This window comes from Staphylococcus sp. AtHG25 (assembly GCF_003217445.1).
In the GTDB taxonomy this organism is placed as follows: Bacteria; Bacillota; Bacilli; order Staphylococcales; family Staphylococcaceae; genus Staphylococcus; species Staphylococcus haemolyticus.
The window spans coordinates 26,092-43,093 of sequence record NZ_QJSN01000003.1; the positions used below are offsets into that span (position 1 = coordinate 26,092).

General features: G+C 33.1%; 21 protein-coding genes and 1 pseudogene. 1 reads left to right on the forward strand and 21 read right to left on the reverse strand.

What is annotated here, in order from left to right; genetic code table 11:
* Positions 1-186: 186 nt before the first annotated feature.
* The 8 genes and pseudogenes from lacG to BDW31_RS03040 form a co-directional block, all read right to left on the reverse strand.
* Positions 187-1,599, reverse strand: a complete 1,413-nt coding sequence (lacG, locus tag BDW31_RS03005) for a 6-phospho-beta-galactosidase (protein ID WP_110709140.1) — start codon at positions 1,597-1,599, stop codon at positions 187-189.
* 15 nt (positions 1,600-1,614) lie between these two features.
* On the reverse strand, positions 1,615-3,366 hold the full coding sequence (locus BDW31_RS03010) for a lactose-specific PTS transporter subunit EIIC (RefSeq protein WP_110709142.1): 1,752 nt from the start codon (positions 3,364-3,366) through the stop codon (positions 1,615-1,617).
* Positions 3,367-3,371: 5 nt separating this feature from the next.
* The gene (locus tag BDW31_RS03015; RefSeq protein WP_110709144.1) at positions 3,372-3,686 is read right to left on the reverse strand and encodes a PTS lactose/cellobiose transporter subunit IIA; all 315 of its coding nucleotides are present in this window, start codon (positions 3,684-3,686) and stop codon (positions 3,372-3,374) included.
* 19 nt (positions 3,687-3,705) lie between these two features.
* Positions 3,706-4,683, reverse strand: a pseudogene (lacD, locus tag BDW31_RS03020) (tagatose-bisphosphate aldolase).
* 3 nt (positions 4,684-4,686) lie between these two features.
* Positions 4,687-5,619: a tagatose-6-phosphate kinase gene (locus BDW31_RS03025; protein WP_110709146.1), complete on the reverse strand. Its 933-nt coding sequence runs from the start codon at positions 5,617-5,619 to the stop codon at positions 4,687-4,689.
* Positions 5,620-5,631: 12 nt separating this feature from the next.
* Entirely contained in the window at positions 5,632-6,147 is a 516-nt protein-coding gene (gene lacB, locus BDW31_RS03030) for a galactose-6-phosphate isomerase subunit LacB (RefSeq protein WP_011275156.1), read from the reverse strand.
* A 15-nt stretch (positions 6,148-6,162) separates the two neighbouring features.
* The gene (lacA, locus tag BDW31_RS03035) at positions 6,163-6,591 is read right to left on the reverse strand and encodes a galactose-6-phosphate isomerase subunit LacA (protein ID WP_002455017.1); all 429 of its coding nucleotides are present in this window, start codon (positions 6,589-6,591) and stop codon (positions 6,163-6,165) included.
* Between the two features lie 232 nt (positions 6,592-6,823).
* A complete protein-coding gene (locus BDW31_RS03040; RefSeq protein WP_037549717.1) occupies positions 6,824-7,579 on the reverse strand; it encodes a DeoR/GlpR family DNA-binding transcription regulator in 756 nt (251 codons plus the stop codon).
* A 227-nt stretch (positions 7,580-7,806) separates the two neighbouring features.
* On the opposite strand from BDW31_RS03040, the gene BDW31_RS03045 reads away from it, so the two are divergent.
* Positions 7,807-8,559, forward strand: coding sequence for an NAD-dependent protein deacylase (locus tag BDW31_RS03045; RefSeq protein ID WP_046309126.1), 753 nt, complete (start codon positions 7,807-7,809; stop codon positions 8,557-8,559).
* 167 nt (positions 8,560-8,726) lie between these two features.
* Here BDW31_RS03045 and rpsI read toward each other — a convergent pair whose 3' ends face one another.
* From rpsI to BDW31_RS03110, 13 genes are all read right to left on the reverse strand, one after another.
* Entirely contained in the window at positions 8,727-9,119 is a 393-nt protein-coding gene (gene rpsI, locus BDW31_RS03050) for a 30S ribosomal protein S9 (RefSeq protein ID WP_011275150.1), read from the reverse strand.
* Between the two features lie 19 nt (positions 9,120-9,138).
* Positions 9,139-9,576: a 50S ribosomal protein L13 gene (gene rplM, locus BDW31_RS03055; RefSeq protein WP_011275149.1), complete on the reverse strand. Its 438-nt coding sequence runs from the start codon at positions 9,574-9,576 to the stop codon at positions 9,139-9,141.
* Positions 9,577-9,828: 252 nt separating this feature from the next.
* The gene (gene truA / locus BDW31_RS03060; protein ID WP_053025012.1) at positions 9,829-10,632 is read right to left on the reverse strand and encodes a tRNA pseudouridine(38-40) synthase TruA; all 804 of its coding nucleotides are present in this window, start codon (positions 10,630-10,632) and stop codon (positions 9,829-9,831) included.
* A 4-nt stretch (positions 10,633-10,636) separates the two neighbouring features.
* Positions 10,637-11,443 carry an energy-coupling factor transporter transmembrane component T family protein gene (locus tag BDW31_RS03065; protein WP_053025011.1) on the reverse strand — a complete coding sequence of 269 codons (807 nt, stop codon included), beginning with the start codon at positions 11,441-11,443 and terminating at the stop codon, positions 10,637-10,639.
* A complete protein-coding gene (locus BDW31_RS03070) occupies positions 11,433-12,296 on the reverse strand; it encodes an energy-coupling factor transporter ATPase (protein WP_053025010.1) in 864 nt (287 codons plus the stop codon). Before BDW31_RS03070 ends, BDW31_RS03065 begins: the two co-directional genes overlap by 11 nt.
* Positions 12,293-13,105, reverse strand: coding sequence for an energy-coupling factor transporter ATPase (locus BDW31_RS03075; protein WP_037549733.1), 813 nt, complete (start codon positions 13,103-13,105; stop codon positions 12,293-12,295). Before BDW31_RS03075 ends, BDW31_RS03070 begins: the two co-directional genes overlap by 4 nt.
* Before the next feature lie 445 nt (positions 13,106-13,550).
* Positions 13,551-13,922, reverse strand: coding sequence for a 50S ribosomal protein L17 (rplQ, locus tag BDW31_RS03080; protein ID WP_011275144.1), 372 nt, complete (start codon positions 13,920-13,922; stop codon positions 13,551-13,553).
* A gap of 21 nt (positions 13,923-13,943) precedes the next feature.
* Positions 13,944-14,888 carry a DNA-directed RNA polymerase subunit alpha gene (locus tag BDW31_RS03085; RefSeq protein ID WP_053025009.1) on the reverse strand — a complete coding sequence of 315 codons (945 nt, stop codon included), beginning with the start codon at positions 14,886-14,888 and terminating at the stop codon, positions 13,944-13,946.
* 83 nt (positions 14,889-14,971) lie between these two features.
* Positions 14,972-15,361 carry a 30S ribosomal protein S11 gene (rpsK, locus tag BDW31_RS03090; RefSeq protein WP_000101625.1) on the reverse strand — a complete coding sequence of 130 codons (390 nt, stop codon included), beginning with the start codon at positions 15,359-15,361 and terminating at the stop codon, positions 14,972-14,974.
* 22 nt (positions 15,362-15,383) lie between these two features.
* On the reverse strand, positions 15,384-15,749 hold the full coding sequence (rpsM, locus tag BDW31_RS03095) for a 30S ribosomal protein S13 (RefSeq protein WP_011275142.1): 366 nt from the start codon (positions 15,747-15,749) through the stop codon (positions 15,384-15,386).
* Positions 15,750-15,771: 22 nt separating this feature from the next.
* A complete protein-coding gene (rpmJ, locus tag BDW31_RS03100) occupies positions 15,772-15,885 on the reverse strand; it encodes a 50S ribosomal protein L36 (protein WP_001829709.1) in 114 nt (37 codons plus the stop codon).
* Positions 15,886-15,916: 31 nt separating this feature from the next.
* Positions 15,917-16,135, reverse strand: coding sequence for a translation initiation factor IF-1 (infA, locus tag BDW31_RS03105; RefSeq protein ID WP_001829792.1), 219 nt, complete (start codon positions 16,133-16,135; stop codon positions 15,917-15,919).
* 198 nt (positions 16,136-16,333) lie between these two features.
* Positions 16,334-16,984, reverse strand: coding sequence for an adenylate kinase (locus tag BDW31_RS03110; RefSeq protein ID WP_053025008.1), 651 nt, complete (start codon positions 16,982-16,984; stop codon positions 16,334-16,336).
* Between the last annotated feature and the right edge of the window lie 18 nt (positions 16,985-17,002).

Consider the following 17,002-nt stretch of genomic DNA (forward strand, 5'->3'; position numbering starts at 1 on the left):
AAGTTAAATTGTAGGTTTAAGCATATGTGGTAATAATTTGAATATATATTTTCGAATTATTTTTTCATGTGATCAAGCCAAGAAAAAATAAATAGGACTGAGAAAAGCTAAATTTTAGCATTTCCCAATCCTACCTTACAATTGTATTTATCATTGCTGTTTGTTACAAAGTTATATTAAATGCAATTATTTTATTTCCTTACTTTCCGCTAGTTCTTTGTACCAATATGCGCTCTTTTTAGGATAACGCTCTTGCGTTTCAAAATCGACATAAAATAGACCGTATCGTTTTTCATAACCATTTGACCAAGAAAATACATCCATGAGTGACCAAATGAAGTACCCTTTCACATTCGCACCATCACGAATAGCATCAGAAATGACTTCTAAATGTTTTTTCACATAATCTATACGTGCATCATCATCTACAGTTTTACGTTCCTCATCAAATTGGTCTTTATAACCAAGTCCGTTCTCAGTAATATAAATTTTATGGTAATTAGGATAATCTTTAACTACTCGCATGATTTGATCATATAAGCCTTTAGGATAAATCATCCAGTCCCAATCAGTACGTGGTACATCAACATCAAATTCACGTTGACCTACACCTTTAAGTTGATATTTAGAACCACCTTTATCACCAGTAGCATTATGTGTAATTTCAGATTCGCCATCGTAACCTCTCATCCAATCACTCATGTAGTAATTGATACCAAGGAAGTCATTTAAATCTTTAGCCGCTTCTAATACTTTATAATCCTCTTCTAGTATGTCTAATTTACCACCATTTACTGATAAAATGTGTTGAACGCCTTCCATAGTTTCACGAGAATATTTACCTAGATAAGTTGCATCTAAAATGAATTTGTTATGAATAATATCTTCTAATTCAGCCGCTCTAACATCTTCTGGATTAGTTGGATCATAAGGATATTTAGTTGGTAAAGCATGCACGACATCTATTTCACCACTATAGCCATTATCTTTAAACAATTTAACTGCTTTCGCATGTGCGACCATCATGTTGTGATGTGATTGAAACACTTTAGCAAAGTCGTATTTAATTCCAGGAGGGAATTTACCTACTAAATATTGGCCATCACCGATAGGGCCAATCTCATTAAATGTAGTCCAATAATTTACTTCTTCAAATTCTTCGAAACAGAATTTTGCATACTCAACAAAGTACTCAATTGTCTTACGATTTAAGAAATCACCATCACTATGTAGTGTCTCTGGTGTATCAAAGTGATGTAACGTTACAAATGGTTCTACATGTCTTCTATGACATTCTTTAAATAAATTATGATAGTATTCAACACCTTTAGGATTAACCTCACTATATCCTTTAGGGAATATTCGTGACCATGCAATCGAAATACGAATGCCATTCACACCAAATTTTTCACTTAATTCTAAATCAATAGGATATTTATTATAAAAATCACTTGCTGGTTCAGCTGTATACCAATAGTTTTCTTCAAGATAAGTGTCCCAGGCTACACGACCTTTTCCATCTGTTTGAGTCGCGCCTTCTGCTTGATAAGCTGCTGTTGCACCACCGAATATAAAATCTTCTGGTAATTTTTTCATTATACTTTCATCTCCTAATTATTTTTCAAATTGTTGTTGAACGAAGTCTAATGCTGCTTTGCCATCTCGAGTTAAATTAATGTATTCAACACCTTGTGTTTTAGCTAATTTAATACCTAGTCGATCTGTATCTTGTTTTATATCTTCATAGTTAGAAGCAACTTGAGGCGCTAAAATAATTAATTGATAGTCTTTCATAATATCCATATGTGCACCATAACCACCAGCTGCCGCTTTTACAGGTACCTGATATTCTTCTGCAGCCTTGTTTAACGCATTTGCAAGTAATCCACTTGTACCGCCACCGGCACATAAGACTAAAACGTTAGTTTGTTCGTTAATTGAATTTGATGAATTTTTAGCCGATACTTCCTCATCTGAAGGTGCTGATTCAGTTGTTGTCGTTTCATTTGCACCAGCAGTTGCTAAAATTGCATCTGCTTTTTTCGTATCAAAGTTTGCTGATACTTTTTCTTTTAATTCATTATTTACTTCTTTATTACCTCGTTCTTCTTCAAGAATTTGTTCATCATATACTTTTAAAAATGGATAATAAATCATAACATCAACTACAATTAATACAATTGCTAACACAAATGACCAAAATGCAAATCCTGTGCCCATCACAATACCAAGAGGACCTGGTGTCGTCCATGGTAAGAAGATGCTAAAACTGTTCATTTTAAGTACATCAACAAAGAATTTAAAGATCCATACGTTTACTATTGGTGCAAAAATAAATGGTATGAAAAATACTGGGTTTAATACGAGTGGTGCACCAAATAAAATTGGTTCATTTACTCCAAAGAATGTTGGTACAACTGATGCTCTACCAATTGCTTTATTTCGTTTTGATTTAGTTAACCACATAAACATAAATGGCACGACTAATGTAGCACCGGTACCCCCCATAGTTGCAACGAACATTTGTGTACCAGGTGTAATAATTTTATCTGCATGTTCTCCTGCTTGAATCAAATTTAAGTTTGTTTCAAGATTTGCATAAGTAATTGCAGCGATTGCTGGTTCAACAATAGATGGACCATGTATACCTACAAACCAGAAAAATGCGAAAGCACCGAAGATAAGTGTGACACCAATCCAGCCATCTGCCGCAGTAAATAATGGTTCAAAGATTTTTAATACGGCGTTCGCTACATTTGTATGAATAAATGTTCTTGATAATAAATCTAATGCATAAATAATGATAATAACCGCTGACAACGGGAAGATATCTTTAAATACCTGAGAAATATTTGGTGGCACTTCTTTAGGCATTTTTATTGTAATATTTCTTTTAATAAAGAAATTATAAACAATTACGGTAATAAAGGCTGAAATAAAGGCTGTTAATAATCCTTTTGTGCCCATAAATGCACTTAAAAATCCACCCTCTTTAATAGGATCTGCTGCTAAGAATAAAAACCCACTCATCGCAGCCATCATTGTAGAAATAAAGTTAATTTGATTGGTTTTATCTAATTTCCTGTTGTAGGAATCGGTTAAAGACTTAGCTGTAGTTCCAGCTACAATCAAACCAACAATTCCCATGGTATAGTTATATGGTTTCATCAATATACCTTCCATCGTTTTACTCCAAGTAAAACCAAACACGTTAGGTACATATGTGATTAAAATAAATATACTTAAGAACAAGATAATTGGAATTGCTGCAATAAATCCATCACGAATCGCTCTTAAATAAATATTACGAGATATTTTTTCAAAGAACGGCTTTCCTTTTTCTATCCATGCTATTAACTTATTCATAGGGGTCAGCGCCCTTTTTTGTATAATTCAATTAAATGCTTCATTAAATCTTTTAATAATAACGTTGTCATTAAATGGTCTTGACCGTGAATCATTGTAATACTAAATGCAATGTCATCACCTTGCGCTTCTTGAGCCAATAAGTTTGTTTGAGCTTTATGGGCATTTGCAATACATTCATTTGCTTCCTCAGTAAGTTGTTCAGCTTTATCAAAATCACCTTCATTAGCAGCGTTTAATGCCTCTAATAATTTCGAACGTGCATCTCCTGCATATGCGACAATTTCAAAACCAAGTAATTGTACTTCTTCTCTATTCATATGAATAACCTCCCCTAAGTTATTTTGCTTTCCAAGATGTTGCAGTTGTTTTTAGTACTTTATTTAAATCATCAATGTTTTTATATCCAGTTGTACGTAACCATTCTCTTGCAGCTTGTTCTCCTTGTTCAATATAAACTTTAACTGCACCAGACCATGTCGCACGCCCACATAACACACCATTGAAATGTGCACCTGCATCATGTGCAAATGTTAATGTTTCTTGGAATAATTCAGCTGATACACCAGCACTTAAATAAATATAAGGTAAATGTGTCGCTGCTTCTTGATCACGGAAATGTTGTGCTGCTTCTTCTTTTGTGTATACAACTTCACCCTCTGTAAATCCTTCGACAAAATTCATATTTACGGGTACTTCAACTTTAAGCACATCAACATTGAATCGATCTTCAGAGAATAACTTCATTGCTTCATTTACTTTACGAGGTTTTACTTTTGCAAATTCAGCACTTTTATTATCTGGAATATTATCATCATAAGTTAACACTTCTAAGAAAAATGGAATGTCTTCAGCAACACATTCTGAACCAATTCGTTCAATATAAGCTTTCTTTTGAATGTTAATCTCTTCTGAATCATCTACATCATAATAAAGTAAGAATTTAACTGCATTGGCACCCTGTTCTTTTAAACGTTTAGCAGACCATTCTACTAAGCAATCTGGTAAACGACCTTTTGCATTCACGTCATATCCAGTTTTTTCATATGCAAGTAATAAACCACACTCTTTATTACGTGCATCAGAAGCAGGTAACCCATATTCAGGATCTAAAAGAATAGAAGATGCATATTGTGTTAACTCTTATGATACAAGTACTTTTAATTGTTCAATTTGTTCAACTGTAGGAGGTTCTGTTTGATGTTCAGCCATCATTCTTTTTAATGCCCCACGTTGATCAAATGCTAAAGCTGAAATAATCCCATCTTGATTACTTAATTGTTCGATTGATGCTAGTTTTTGTTGTGATTTTGTCATGAATTACACCTCTATAACTTCAATTTGTTTGAATAGTTCTTTAAATTTATCTACATTAATATGACCTGTTTGATGCTCCATTGCATTTAACATTCCAAATGCATTAGCTTTTTTCAGTAAATCTTCATCGGATTGTTGATGAACAAGACCTGATGCAATACCTGCCACTGTAGAATCACCAGACCCTACAGGATTAACGACTTCTATTTTTGGAATATTTACTTTATAAAATGTTTGATGATGTTTAGCGAAAGCGCCATCGCCACCTAAAGAAACAATAATCCATTCAATACCTTTGAATATGGGTTGAGTAACCGCTTCTTTTAAACTATCGATATCTGTAGTGACAGTAGTGTCTAATAATTGAGATAATTCATCAATATTAGGTTTTATCACTGAAGGCTTATTTTCGCTCAACAATACATCCATTAATGATTGACCAGAACTATCTAAAATCGTAGGTAGACCTTGTTCATTAGCTAATTTCACAATATCAGCGTAGTAACTTGTATTAAGACCTTTAGGTAAACTTCCAGACATCGCTATAACATTAGCTCTTTTAAATAGTTCTAAAAGATGTGTTTTAAAGCTCTCTGCTTCTTCCTTGCCAATAGTTGGTCCTTGTTCGAGTATTTCAGTTTGTTGTCCTTCATGTAGAATAGCGATACAATTTCGTGTTTCTCCTTTTATTTTGAAGAAAGACTGTTCAATTTGAGCATCCATTAATTGTTCTTCAATAAATTGACCTAATGCGCCACCTAAAAAGCCACTTGCTAACACATTTTCGCCAAATTCTGATAATACACGTGTTACATTTAATCCTTTTCCTCCAGCAGTTTTACTCGTCTTTTTAACTCTATTCACAGTATCTAGATGAAACTGTTCTAATGGGTAAGAGATATCAACTGAAGGATTTAAAGTTAATGTTAGAATCATTTCACATCTTCCTTAATCGTGATATTTACCTTTGTCCCATTTTTCTAAGAATTCATCAAAGAAGTGAGGATTAGCTTGATTATCGTTATGTGCTTCCAAATGATTAATTTTAGCAATTAATTTTTTATTTTCTTCAGTAGGTTTGTATTCCGCTTTAATAAATGCATCAACGATATCGAAAATAAATAATTCACCTGCTACTTTACCGCCGAAACTAACAACATTAGCATTCAATTCTTCTTTTGAATAAAGTGCTGATGTCATATCACGTACTAATGCTGTTCTTACACCTGGGACTTTGTTTGCTGCATTACTAATACCAACGCCAGTACCACAAATACATACGCCTAAATCTGCTTCTCCACTAGCAACTTTTTCTCCTACTTTTTTACCGAAGATAGGATAATGTGTACGTGTAAAATCATACGTACCTACATCAATAACTTCGTGTCCTTGAGCTTTTAAATGTTGTGAAACTTCCATTTTTGTATCAGTTACAATGTGATCGCAACCTATAGCAATTTTCATTATTTATTCCTCCAATTAGCACATTTTATTTAACATATCTACACGGATTTGGTGACGTCCGCCATCATAGTGTCCATTTACAAATTCTTTAGCAATATTTTTTGCTAATGTATCGCCTACAATTTCAGAACCCATTGTAATCATGCGTGCATTGTTGTGACTACGTGTCATATATGCTGAACGTTCATCTGATACTTCAGCAGCAATCATTCCTTTTACTTTTGTAGCGACAATAAAACTACCTGCACCATAAGCATCCACTGCAATTCCTAAATTATCATCGTTCTTTTGTACTTCGTGTACAACTGCTAATGTTGAATCAACAAAGTCTAATTCTTTTCCTTCTGTTACATCTACTACATCATGGTTATTTTCTTTTAAAAATGTTTTTATAACATCTTTAAGACGTTGACCAGCGACATCTGAACCAATAAAAATTGTCATAATGATTCTCCTTTGAAAATAAGATAATTAAACACATGTGTTTGAAAAAGCGCTTTCAAATCTTTACACCTAAATTATAAACATAAACAAACAAATAATCAACAATAAATGTTCGAATGTTGTTTAAAATTTTGTTTTTTTAAACAAAACATTTCATTTTTATGTTTAATTACGTTCAATTATCTAAAAAAATACCAAGATTGTTTAAATAAACAATCTTGGTATCATTCAATTAATGTATCACTTCTGTATAAGCTTTTAATTTTTGTACATTATCTTCATCATTTTTATCTACAACAACTGCTGTTAAATCTTCTAAATGACATAATTGGGTAAAATCTTCTTTTCCAATTTTTGAAGTATCAATTAATAAGTATTTTTCAAGTGAACGATGAAGTGCAAGTTGTTGTGTATACGCTTCGTCAATTGTAGAAGTGAGCACATCTGCATCTTTTATTCCATTACAACTAAAAAACATTTTACTAAATCGTTTTGTTTTAAGAAGCGTATTCGTCATTTCACCTACAAATGATTCAGTAAGTTCTCTCATTTCTCCACCTAATAAGTAAACTTTAAAATTTAGCGAACGCTTTTCAAATAATATTTGAAATACTGGAAAACAATTCGTAATCACTGTTAATGACTCTCGATCTATTAATTGAGCCAGTAACTCGATTGTTGTTCCAGGTCCCAAAAAAATCGTATCGTTTTCTTCAATTAAGTTAACAGCTTTCCTTGCGACAGCACGTTTTTCATCAATATTCTCTGTGTGCTTTTCTTGATGAGACTTTTCTTTAATTTGAAAAGCTGAATTACTACGTGCACCGCCATGTATTTTAGTTAGTAATCCTTTTTCTTCTAGTTCAGCTAAATCACGACGTACTGTCATATCAGATACGTTAAGTTCCTCAACGATTTCATTCGTCCTAACCGTTCCTTTTTGATTTACGAGTTTAGTAATTTCTTCTAAACGATCGTATTTATTCATTCAAATTCTCACATCCAACTCTATTTTATTAAAAAGTTCTTTTTATAAGAACAATTGATTTTTTATAAAGATTTTAAACGCAATTTCATTCTATACTATTATATGTTTTAACACTATTATTTATTGTTTTTCAACATTCGTTGCTTCTTGAAAACTAGAAAATAAATAGCAAAATATGTTGTAATAATAGTATAAGATTTATTTTTAAAAAAAACTATACAGTATTGATGATAAATGAGGTGCTCCGATTGGGTAATAAAATCGAAAAATTAAAAGAAATTGTTGATAAATCAAACAAAATTGTATTCTTTACTGGTGCAGGTGTATCGGTTGCAAGTGGTATACCTGATTTCCGTTCAATGGGTGGATTATTTGATGAAATTTCAAAAGAGGGTTATTCACCTGAATATTTATTAAGTGTTGATCATTTAAATGATAATAAAGAAAGCTTTATCGACTTTTATCATAAACGACTACTAGTAGCAGATAAAAAACCTAACATCGTCCATGAGTGGATTGCAGAGTTAGAAAAAGAAGGCAAATCTTTAGGTGTGATTACCCAAAATATCGATGGGTTACATGAAGATGCCGGAAGTGAACATATTGATGAAATTCATGGTACACTGAATCGCTTTTATTGCATCAATTGTGGAAAAGAATATACGAAATCATATGTTATGGGACACAAATTAAGATATTGTGAGAACTGTGGTGATGTGATTCGCCCTGATATCGTATTATACGGTGAAATGCTCGATCAACCTACTGTTTTTAGAGCATTAGATAAAATCCAAAAAGCAGATACTGTCATTGTGCTAGGTTCATCTTTAGTCGTACAACCTGCTGCAGGCTTTATTTCTAACTTTACAGGAGACAATCTTGTAATTATTAATAGAGACGCTACATCGTATGATAGACAAGCAGATTTAGTCATTCATAACGATATGACAGAAGTTGTTGAGGAAGTATTTAAAAAATAAATATAAAGTTCAAAAGCTAGAGTTTTTATGAATCTCTAGCTTTTATTGCATACAAAAAAGCACTTCTCGAAATTGAAAAGTGCTTTAAACATTTCAGTTGAACACAAATTGCTGACGCAATTTGCATACAGAACTTGTAAGCAAACAAGTTTGCAACAATTCCAGCATTAACGTTTTGAGAATTGTGGAGAACGACGTGCTTTTTTAAGACCTGGTTTTTTACGTTCTTTCATACGTGGGTCACGAGTTAATAGACCTGCGCGTTTTAAAGAACCTCTGTATTCAGGATCTGCTTCTAATAATGCACGTGCGATTCCGTGACGGATAGCTTGTGCTTGTCCAGTGAAACCACCACCGTGTACGTTAACTAATACATCATAGTTACCTTTAGTTTCTGTAACATCAAATGGTTGGTTTAAGTCTAAGATTAATGATTCGAATGGTAAGTACTCACGTACGTCACGTTCGTTAACTGTGATATTACCTTCACCTGGTACTAAACGTACACGTGCTACTGAGTTTTTACGACGGCCTGTGCCTCTATATTCAACTTGTGCCAATGTAATTTCCTCCTTCTAATTAACCACGTAACTCGTAGTTTTCTGGTTGTTGTGCAGCGTGTGGATGTTCAGCGCCACCATATACAAATAATTTTTTACCTTGTTTTTCACCTAAACGTGAACTTGGTAACATACCTTTGATTGAAGTTTCAAGTAAACGTTCTGGATTATTACGTTTTAACTCACCAGCTGTAACTGATTTGATACCGCCTGGGTGGTTTGAGTGACGATAATAAATTTTATCTGATTCTTTTTTACCAGTTAATTCGATTTTAGCAGCGTTAATGATGATTACATAATCACCAGTGTCAACGTGTGGTGTATAAGTTACTTTATTTTTACCGCGTAAGATAGATGCTACTTCAGATGATAAACGACCTAATGTTTGGCCTTCAGCATCAATAACATACCATTTGCGCTCAATGTTTGATTCATTTGCCATAAATGTTTGACGCATAATAATTGTCCTCCTAAAAATAAATGCTTCGTTTTAGATTACAGGTACGTATCGCAGTCGAACCTACGAACGAGGCCTGCAATCTATTCATTCTGTTACGATTTTCAAAGCGTAAATGTTCATTTATTTTATTCCTGTATAATTTGCTTATATATCTTGTAACACAATAAGTTTCCGGGGCTTATCATGGGGTGGATATAAAACAATACCGTTAACTATGTTATATTTTATAGCTCCGTTTGTCAATGCAATTTAGTCATTTTGTAATGATTTTTTACGATGAATTTTAATATTGTCTCCAAAGTCTGTTGTTAAGTCTTTTTCTGTTAAATATATCTTCTCTAAATAGAGACCTTCTGCAGGTGCTGTAAATGGTACACTATCTCTATTTTTTTCATTTAATAGCGTTGACACTTCACTTGCATGACGCTTACCTTTTCCTACTTCAATTAGAAACGCTACTAACACGCGAACCATATTATATAAAAAGCCTGACCCTGTCACAACATAGTCAAACCCTTCATCTGTTTGGATGATTTCACTTTGATATAACGTACGTACTTTGCTTTCGACTTCAGTCTTTTGAGAGCAGAATCCTGTAAAATCATGTGTTCCAATGAAATGTTTTGCAGCTTCGTTCATTTTTGAATAATTTAAATCTTCCTTAATAAATGTCTTTAAGCCACTTTCAAAAGGATTACGATGCGTTGCTTGATATACTTTATAACGATATCGCTTGCCTAGACAGTCATAACGACAATGAAAATGATCATCAACTTGTTGAACTTCTTTGACGTATATATCATCAGGTAGAGCACTATTCATCGCATACTTCCATTGCTGTAATTCAATATTTAAGTCTGTATCAAAATGAAAAAATTGTTCATACGCATGTACACCTCTGTCCGTACGACTAGAAGGATGAATGCGAACATGTCGCCGATGCATACGCTTCAATATCTTTTCAAATTGTTGTTGCACAGTTCTTCCTTGCTGTTGAATTTGAAACCCTAGAAATTGACTTCCTTGATAAGAAATATTAACGAGTATACGCACTGTATTACACTCCAATATATTTTAATACTAATAATACTATGGCTATTGGGATGATACTTATTAAGCACATCGTGTCTCCAATATGCCATTGTAGCTTTCTATAACTTGTTCGATTTACATTAGCATCATAACCACGTACTTCCATAGCGATTGCTAATTCCTCCGCTCTTTGAAAAGCTGAGATAAATAATGGAATCATTAAAGGAATAAATGCTTTTATACGTGTCATTATGCCACCCGAACTTAACTCAGAACCTCGTGATTTTTGAACTAGTATGATTTTATCTAATTCATCCATTAAAGTTGGAATGAATCTTAAAGCGATTGACATAATCATGCTTAATTGATGAACAGGCAATTTAAACCATTTTAATGGCGTTAGCAATTTTTCAAAAGCATCTGTTAAATCGATTGGACTCGTTGATAGCGTCATTATTGTTGCAACCATAACAATTGTGATGAGACGTAATGAAATAAAGATACCTTCTAAAATACCAGCACTATCAATTTTAATAATTCCAAAATCAACTAATCTTGTACCACCGTGTGTGAAGAAGATATGCATGAAGAATGTGAATATAGTAAAAATAAATATTGGTGTTAACCCTTTTATTAAAAACCATAATTTAATCTTCGCTAAAAACATAAACATTAGAATTAATAAAATAATCCACCCAAACGTTGCAAAAGAATGAGCAAAAAATATTAAAATAATAAACATAAATACAAATAAAACTTTAGCTCGTGGATCTAGATGATGAATTACAGAGTTATTAGGTAAATATCTACCTATAATTAATTTATTCTTCATGATGTTGCCACTCCTGGTACATACTTACAAATTCCTTCTCAGTAAGTGCGGTTGTCTTATATTTAATACCATGTTTAATTTCAATATCACGTTGTAACTGAACAATATCTGGTAAGGCTATATGCCACTCTTCAAGTTTACTACCTTGTCTAAACAACTCTTTTGGTGTGACTTGCTCGATAATATTTCCATCATTCATCACGATAATTTCTTCAGCATATTTCGCAACTTCATTCATATCATGAGATACAAGTATGATTGTTTTATTTTGTTTTAGCTGTATTTCTTTAAATAGCTCCATTACTTGTTGACGGCTCTTTGGGTCTAATCCAGCAGTAGGTTCATCTAAAACAATAACATCCGGGTTCATAGCTAAGATTGAAACAATTGCAATTTTACGCATTTGGCCACCAGACATCTGGAATGGTGACAAAGACATAACATTTCTTGGAAAACCTAACTCTAACAATAAACCAAAAGCTCTTTCTTTCACTTCTTCAACATTCATTCCAAAATTCTTAGGTCCAAACTCAATTTCTCTTTCAATATTATCTTCAAATAATTGTGATTCAGGAAATTGAAAAACTAACCCAACTTTTTGTCTGATTGGTCTAATAAATTTATCTTTAGTTTTAGAATGAATCATAAGTTCATCATGCTCAATATTGCCATTAGTAGGTTTTAATAACCCATTGAAATGCTGAATTAAAGTTGATTTTCCACTTCCAGTTTGTCCAACAATTGCATAGTATTTACCCTGCTCAATAGTTAAATTAATGTGGTCTAACGCTTTATACTCATATGGTGTACCCTGTTGATAGGTGTAGGTAACATCATTAAACTTAATTTTCATAGCTTTTCGACCAACCCTTCGTAAGTAATAAAGTGGTCATCAAATCCTAAAAGTTGATTAATTTTCATTGAGAAAGGTAAATCTAGTCCAATTTCTTGTAACATTTTTATATCTTTAAATATTGTTTGTGGATTTCCTTCTTTATAAACTGTTCCTTGATTCATTACTATGACATGATCACCTTCAAGCGCCTCAGTTAAGTCATGCGTAATCGAAATAATTGTTACATCTTTAGTTGCTTTAACTTCTTGTATTAAACTCATCAATGATTTCTTGGCTTGAGGGTCTAACATAGATGTCGCTTCATCTAATATAATGACTGAAGGACTTAATGCTAACACACCTGCAATAGCTACTCTTTGCTTCTGTCCTCCTGATAATGAATGTGGTTCACTATCAGCATAATCGGTCATTCCAACGTCACTAATAGATTGTGCTACTATTTCTTTCATTTTTTCAGTTGGAACAGCGTGGTTCTCTAAACCAAACGCAACATCGTATTTAACAATCGAACCTACAAATTGATTTTCTGGATTTTGGAAGACAATTCCAACGTGTTCTCGTATATCTTTGAAACCATTATTGGAGATTGGTGATTGATTGAAAAAAATCGTACCATTGGTCGCAATTTCAATACCAACTATTAATTTAGCTATTGTTGATTTTCCTGACCCATTATGTCCAACAATTGAAGTCCATTGATTTTTAGGAATCTTAAAGGATACATTATTTAATGTGAAGGCTGCATCGCCTTGATATTGAAAGTCAACTTGCTTAAGTTCAATAATATTAGTGTTATTCGCCTCCACTAGAATCCCTCCTAAAACTTTGTACTAGTATAGTTTACATGAATATGGATTGAATGTATATTATTGTTTTATTTCATTTTTTCAAAATAAAAAAGGGCCGGACAGAATTCATTTCGAATCCATTGTCCCGCCCCCTATTAAAGATGACTAAAACTGAAAAAATAAATAAAAACTTTCATTTCGGTCAACTAATGCGATTTTTCAATATAAACTATGACCATTTGAGTTCTTAGTATTATACATAATAATTTTTTGGTTGAATAGAAACTAATTGCTTCTTTGAAAATAAAAAAGCGCGCACCCCATCATATTTTAGTTGAGTTCACGCTTTGAAATATATTTAATTGATGGGGCACTCTGAGCTAGACAATATTTGTATGTGGCAAACATTATCGTTGCACTCATTTGCTTTACATATAAGTAGTTAGTGTATTTATATCTTGAATTAATCTACTAATTCGATGATAACTGATTCAGCACCGTCTCCGCGACGAGGACCTACTTTAAGAATACGAGTGTAACCACCTTGACGTTCTGTATAACGTTCAGCAATTTCACCGAATAATTTTTGAAGTGCAGTTTGTGTAGTTTCATCTTCATTTAAGATTTCAACATTACGTAATGTTTTTGCAGCATTACGACGAGAAGCTAAATCTCCTTTTTTACCTAAAGTGATTAATTTCTCAACAACACTACGAACTTCTTTTGCACGAGCTTCTGTAGTTTCAATGCGCTCACTAACGATAAGTGAAGTAGCTAAGTCACGTAACATAGCTTTACGTTGATCAGAAGTACGACCTAATTTTCTGTAACCCATGAGTTGACCTCCTTTAACTTATTAATCTTCTTTTCTTAATCCTAATCCTAAATCTTCTAATTTATATTTAACTTCTTCTAGAGATTTACGACCTAAATTACGAACTTTCATCATATCAGCTTCAGATTTATCAGCTAACTCTTGAACTGAATTGATTCCTGCACGTTTTAAACAGTTGTATGAACGTACTGATAAGTCTAATTCTTCAATAGACATTTCAAGTACTTTTTCTTTTTGATCTTCTTCTTTTTCAATCATGATTTCAGCATTTTGAGCTTCATCTGTAAGACCTACAAAAATATTTAAATGTTCATTCAAAATCTTAGCAGCTAATGATACTGACTCTTGTGGAGTGATTGAACCATTAGTCCAAACATCTAAAGTTAATTTATCAAAATCACTATTTTGACCGACACGTGTGTTTTCAACTGTATAGTTAACACGTTCAACTGGTGAGTATAGTGAATCAACAGGAATTACACCGATTGGTAAATCACTAGTATTATTTTGTTCTGCTAATGCGTAACCTCTACCCTTATTAGCAACTAGACGAATTTTTAAATGTCCACCTTTAGACACTGTTGCGATTTTAAGTTCTGGATTTAGAACTTCTACATCACTATCGTGAGTAATGTCACTTGCAGTAACTTCGCCTTCATCTCGAACATCGATTTCTAATGTTTTATCTTCTTCAGAATAAATTTTAAGTGCTAATTTTTTGATGTTCATAATAATTGTAGAAACATCTTCAACAACATTATCTATAGCTGAGAATTCGTGTAAAACACCTTCGATTTCAATGTACTTAACGGCTGCACCTGGTAATGAAGATAGTAGGATACGACGTAAGGAGTTTCCTAGTGTAGTACCGTAGCCACGTTCTAGTGGTTCAACAACGAACTTACCGAATTTAGCATCTTCACTAATTTCAATTGTCTCAATTCTAGGTTTTTCAATTTCTATCATTTACAAAAATCCTCCTTAATTACGTCGACTTAATTTTAAACTGTTTCGCTCAGTGACCTGTAACAATAACAATCTATTATAAATTAGACGCGACGACGTTTTGGTGGACGACAACCGTTATGAGGTACTGGAGTAACGTCTCTGATTGCAGTTACTTCTAAACCAGCTGATTGTAATGCACGGATAGCTGATTCACGACCTGGTCCAGGTCCTTTTACTGTTACTTCAACAGTTTTTAAACCATGTTCCATTGCAGATTTTGAAGCAGTTTCAGAAGCCATTTGAGCTGCGAATGGTGTTGATTTTTTAGATCCTTTGAAACCTAATGCACCAGCTGATGACCAAGATAAAGCATTACCAAATTCATCAGTGATAGTTACGATTGTATTGTTGAATGTTGAACGGATGTGAGCCACACCATTTTCAATATTCTTTTTAACTCTACGTTTACGAGATACTTGTTTACGTGCCATTTATATTTGCCTCCTTTACCTATTATTTTTTCTTGTTAGCTACAGTTTTTACTGGGCCTTTACGAGTACGTGCGTTGTTTTTAGTTTTTTGACCACGAACTGGTAAACCACGACGGTGACGGATACCACGGTATGAAGAAATTTCCATTAAACGTTTAATGTTTAAGTTTTGTTCACGACGTAAGTCACCTTCAACTTTATAACTGTCAACAACTTCACGAATACGACCTAATTCATCATCTGTTAAATCTTTTACACGTGTGTCTGCTGATACGTTAGCTTCTTCAACGATTTTTTTAGCTGTTGAAGTACCAATACCATATACATATGTTAATGAGATAACAATGCGTTTTTCACGTGGGATATCTACTCCTGCAATACGTGCCATATATATTTACACCTCTCTTTTATTAACCTTGTCTTTGTTTGTGCTTAGGATTGTCACAAATTACCATTACTTTACCTTTACGTTTAATGACTTTACATTTTTCGCAAATTGGTTTAACTGATGGTCTTACTTTCATTTTTATACCTCCCTATATTATGGAGTGACGATTATTTATAACGATAAGTAATTCTACCGCGTGATAAATCATACGGAGACATTTCTACAGTTACTTTGTCGCCAGGTAGAATACGAATATAATTCATTCTAATTTTACCACTTACGTGAGCTAAAATCTCATGACCATTTTCTAATTCTACTTTAAACATAGCATTTGGTAAAGTATCTAATACTGTACCTTCTAATTCAATTACATCTTGTTTCGCCATTGATTAACTTCCTCCCTTTTTACAATAGTAAGGTAATCGTCAATAGACAACTTCAACGATACGAATCTAATATAGTGACTAGTTAAAATAAGTTTAACAAAATGCGGGAATTATTATCGTCATTCGACACTCAGAAAATTAATTCTTGCCAGAGAAACCTAATCAAATTCACATAAATCTAGACCGTATTTAGTTGATCTATTTTAATTGATCTAAGATATCAATGACATCTTTGGTTACATCGTCAATATCTTTCGCACCATCAATGTTTTTTAGCACACCTTTTTCATTATAGTACTCTAAAATAGGTTTTGACTGTTTAACATTAACGTTTAAACGATTAGATACTGTTTCAGGATTATCATCTTCGCGTTGATAGAGCTTTCCACCATCGATATCACAAATACCATCAACCTTTGGAGGATTAAATACAAGATGATAAGTCGTACCACATTTTTCACAGATACGACGACCTGTAAGACGATTCATTAATTCTTCCTCAGGAACTTCGATGTTAATGACAGCATCGGTGTTTCTACCAAGCTCAGACATAATATCATTTAACGCCTCAGCTTGATCGATTGTTCTTGGGAAGCCATCTAATAAAAATCCTTTTTTTGCATCGTCTTCAGATATTCTTTCTTTAACGATACCTACAGTAACTTCATCAGGGACTAATTCTCCACGATCCATGTAAGATTTAGCTTCTTTTCCTAAATCTGTTTCATCTTTAATCGCTTTTCTGAACATGTCACCAGTAGATATATGTGGTATTGGGAATTTCTTAACAATTTCACTCGCTTGAGTTCCTTTACCTGCGCCAGGTAAACCCATTAAAATGATATTCATAAATTGCCCTCCTACAAA

Bases quoted from the DNA above. Each gene is read 5' to 3' on its own strand.
- BDW31_RS03010 (WP_110709142.1), bottom strand. From the start codon at position 3,366: ATGAATAAGTTAATAGCATGGATAGAAAAAGGAAAGCCGTTCTTTGAA.
- BDW31_RS03015 (WP_110709144.1), bottom strand. From the start codon at position 3,686: ATGAATAGAGAAGAAGTACAATTACTTGGTTTTGAAATTGTCGCATAT.
- BDW31_RS03025 (WP_110709146.1), bottom strand. From the start codon at position 5,619: ATGATTCTAACATTAACTTTAAATCCTTCAGTTGATATCTCTTACCCA.
- lacB (WP_011275156.1), bottom strand. From the start codon at position 6,147: ATGAAAATTGCTATAGGTTGCGATCACATTGTAACTGATACAAAAATG.
- lacA (WP_002455017.1), bottom strand. From the start codon at position 6,591: ATGACAATTTTTATTGGTTCAGATGTCGCTGGTCAACGTCTTAAAGAT.
- BDW31_RS03040 (WP_037549717.1), bottom strand. From the start codon at position 7,579: ATGAATAAATACGATCGTTTAGAAGAAATTACTAAACTCGTAAATCAA.
- BDW31_RS03045 (WP_046309126.1), top strand. From the start codon at position 7,807: ATGATAAATGAGGTGCTCCGATTGGGTAATAAAATCGAAAAATTAAAA.
- rplM (WP_011275149.1), bottom strand. From the start codon at position 9,576: ATGCGTCAAACATTTATGGCAAATGAATCAAACATTGAGCGCAAATGG.
- BDW31_RS03065 (WP_053025011.1), bottom strand. From the start codon at position 11,443: ATGAAGAATAAATTAATTATAGGTAGATATTTACCTAATAACTCTGTA.
- BDW31_RS03070 (WP_053025010.1), bottom strand. From the start codon at position 12,296: ATGAAAATTAAGTTTAATGATGTTACCTACACCTATCAACAGGGTACA.
- rplQ (WP_011275144.1), bottom strand. From the start codon at position 13,922: ATGGGTTACAGAAAATTAGGTCGTACTTCTGATCAACGTAAAGCTATG.
- BDW31_RS03085 (WP_053025009.1), bottom strand. From the start codon at position 14,888: ATGATAGAAATTGAAAAACCTAGAATTGAGACAATTGAAATTAGTGAA.
- rpsK (WP_000101625.1), bottom strand. From the start codon at position 15,361: ATGGCACGTAAACAAGTATCTCGTAAACGTAGAGTTAAAAAGAATATT.
- rpsM (WP_011275142.1), bottom strand. From the start codon at position 15,749: ATGGCACGTATTGCAGGAGTAGATATCCCACGTGAAAAACGCATTGTT.
- rpmJ (WP_001829709.1), bottom strand. From the start codon at position 15,885: ATGAAAGTAAGACCATCAGTTAAACCAATTTGCGAAAAATGTAAAGTC.
- infA (WP_001829792.1), bottom strand. From the start codon at position 16,135: ATGGCGAAACAAGATGTAATTGAATTAGAAGGTACAGTATTAGATACT.
- BDW31_RS03110 (WP_053025008.1), bottom strand. From the start codon at position 16,984: ATGAATATCATTTTAATGGGTTTACCTGGCGCAGGTAAAGGAACTCAA.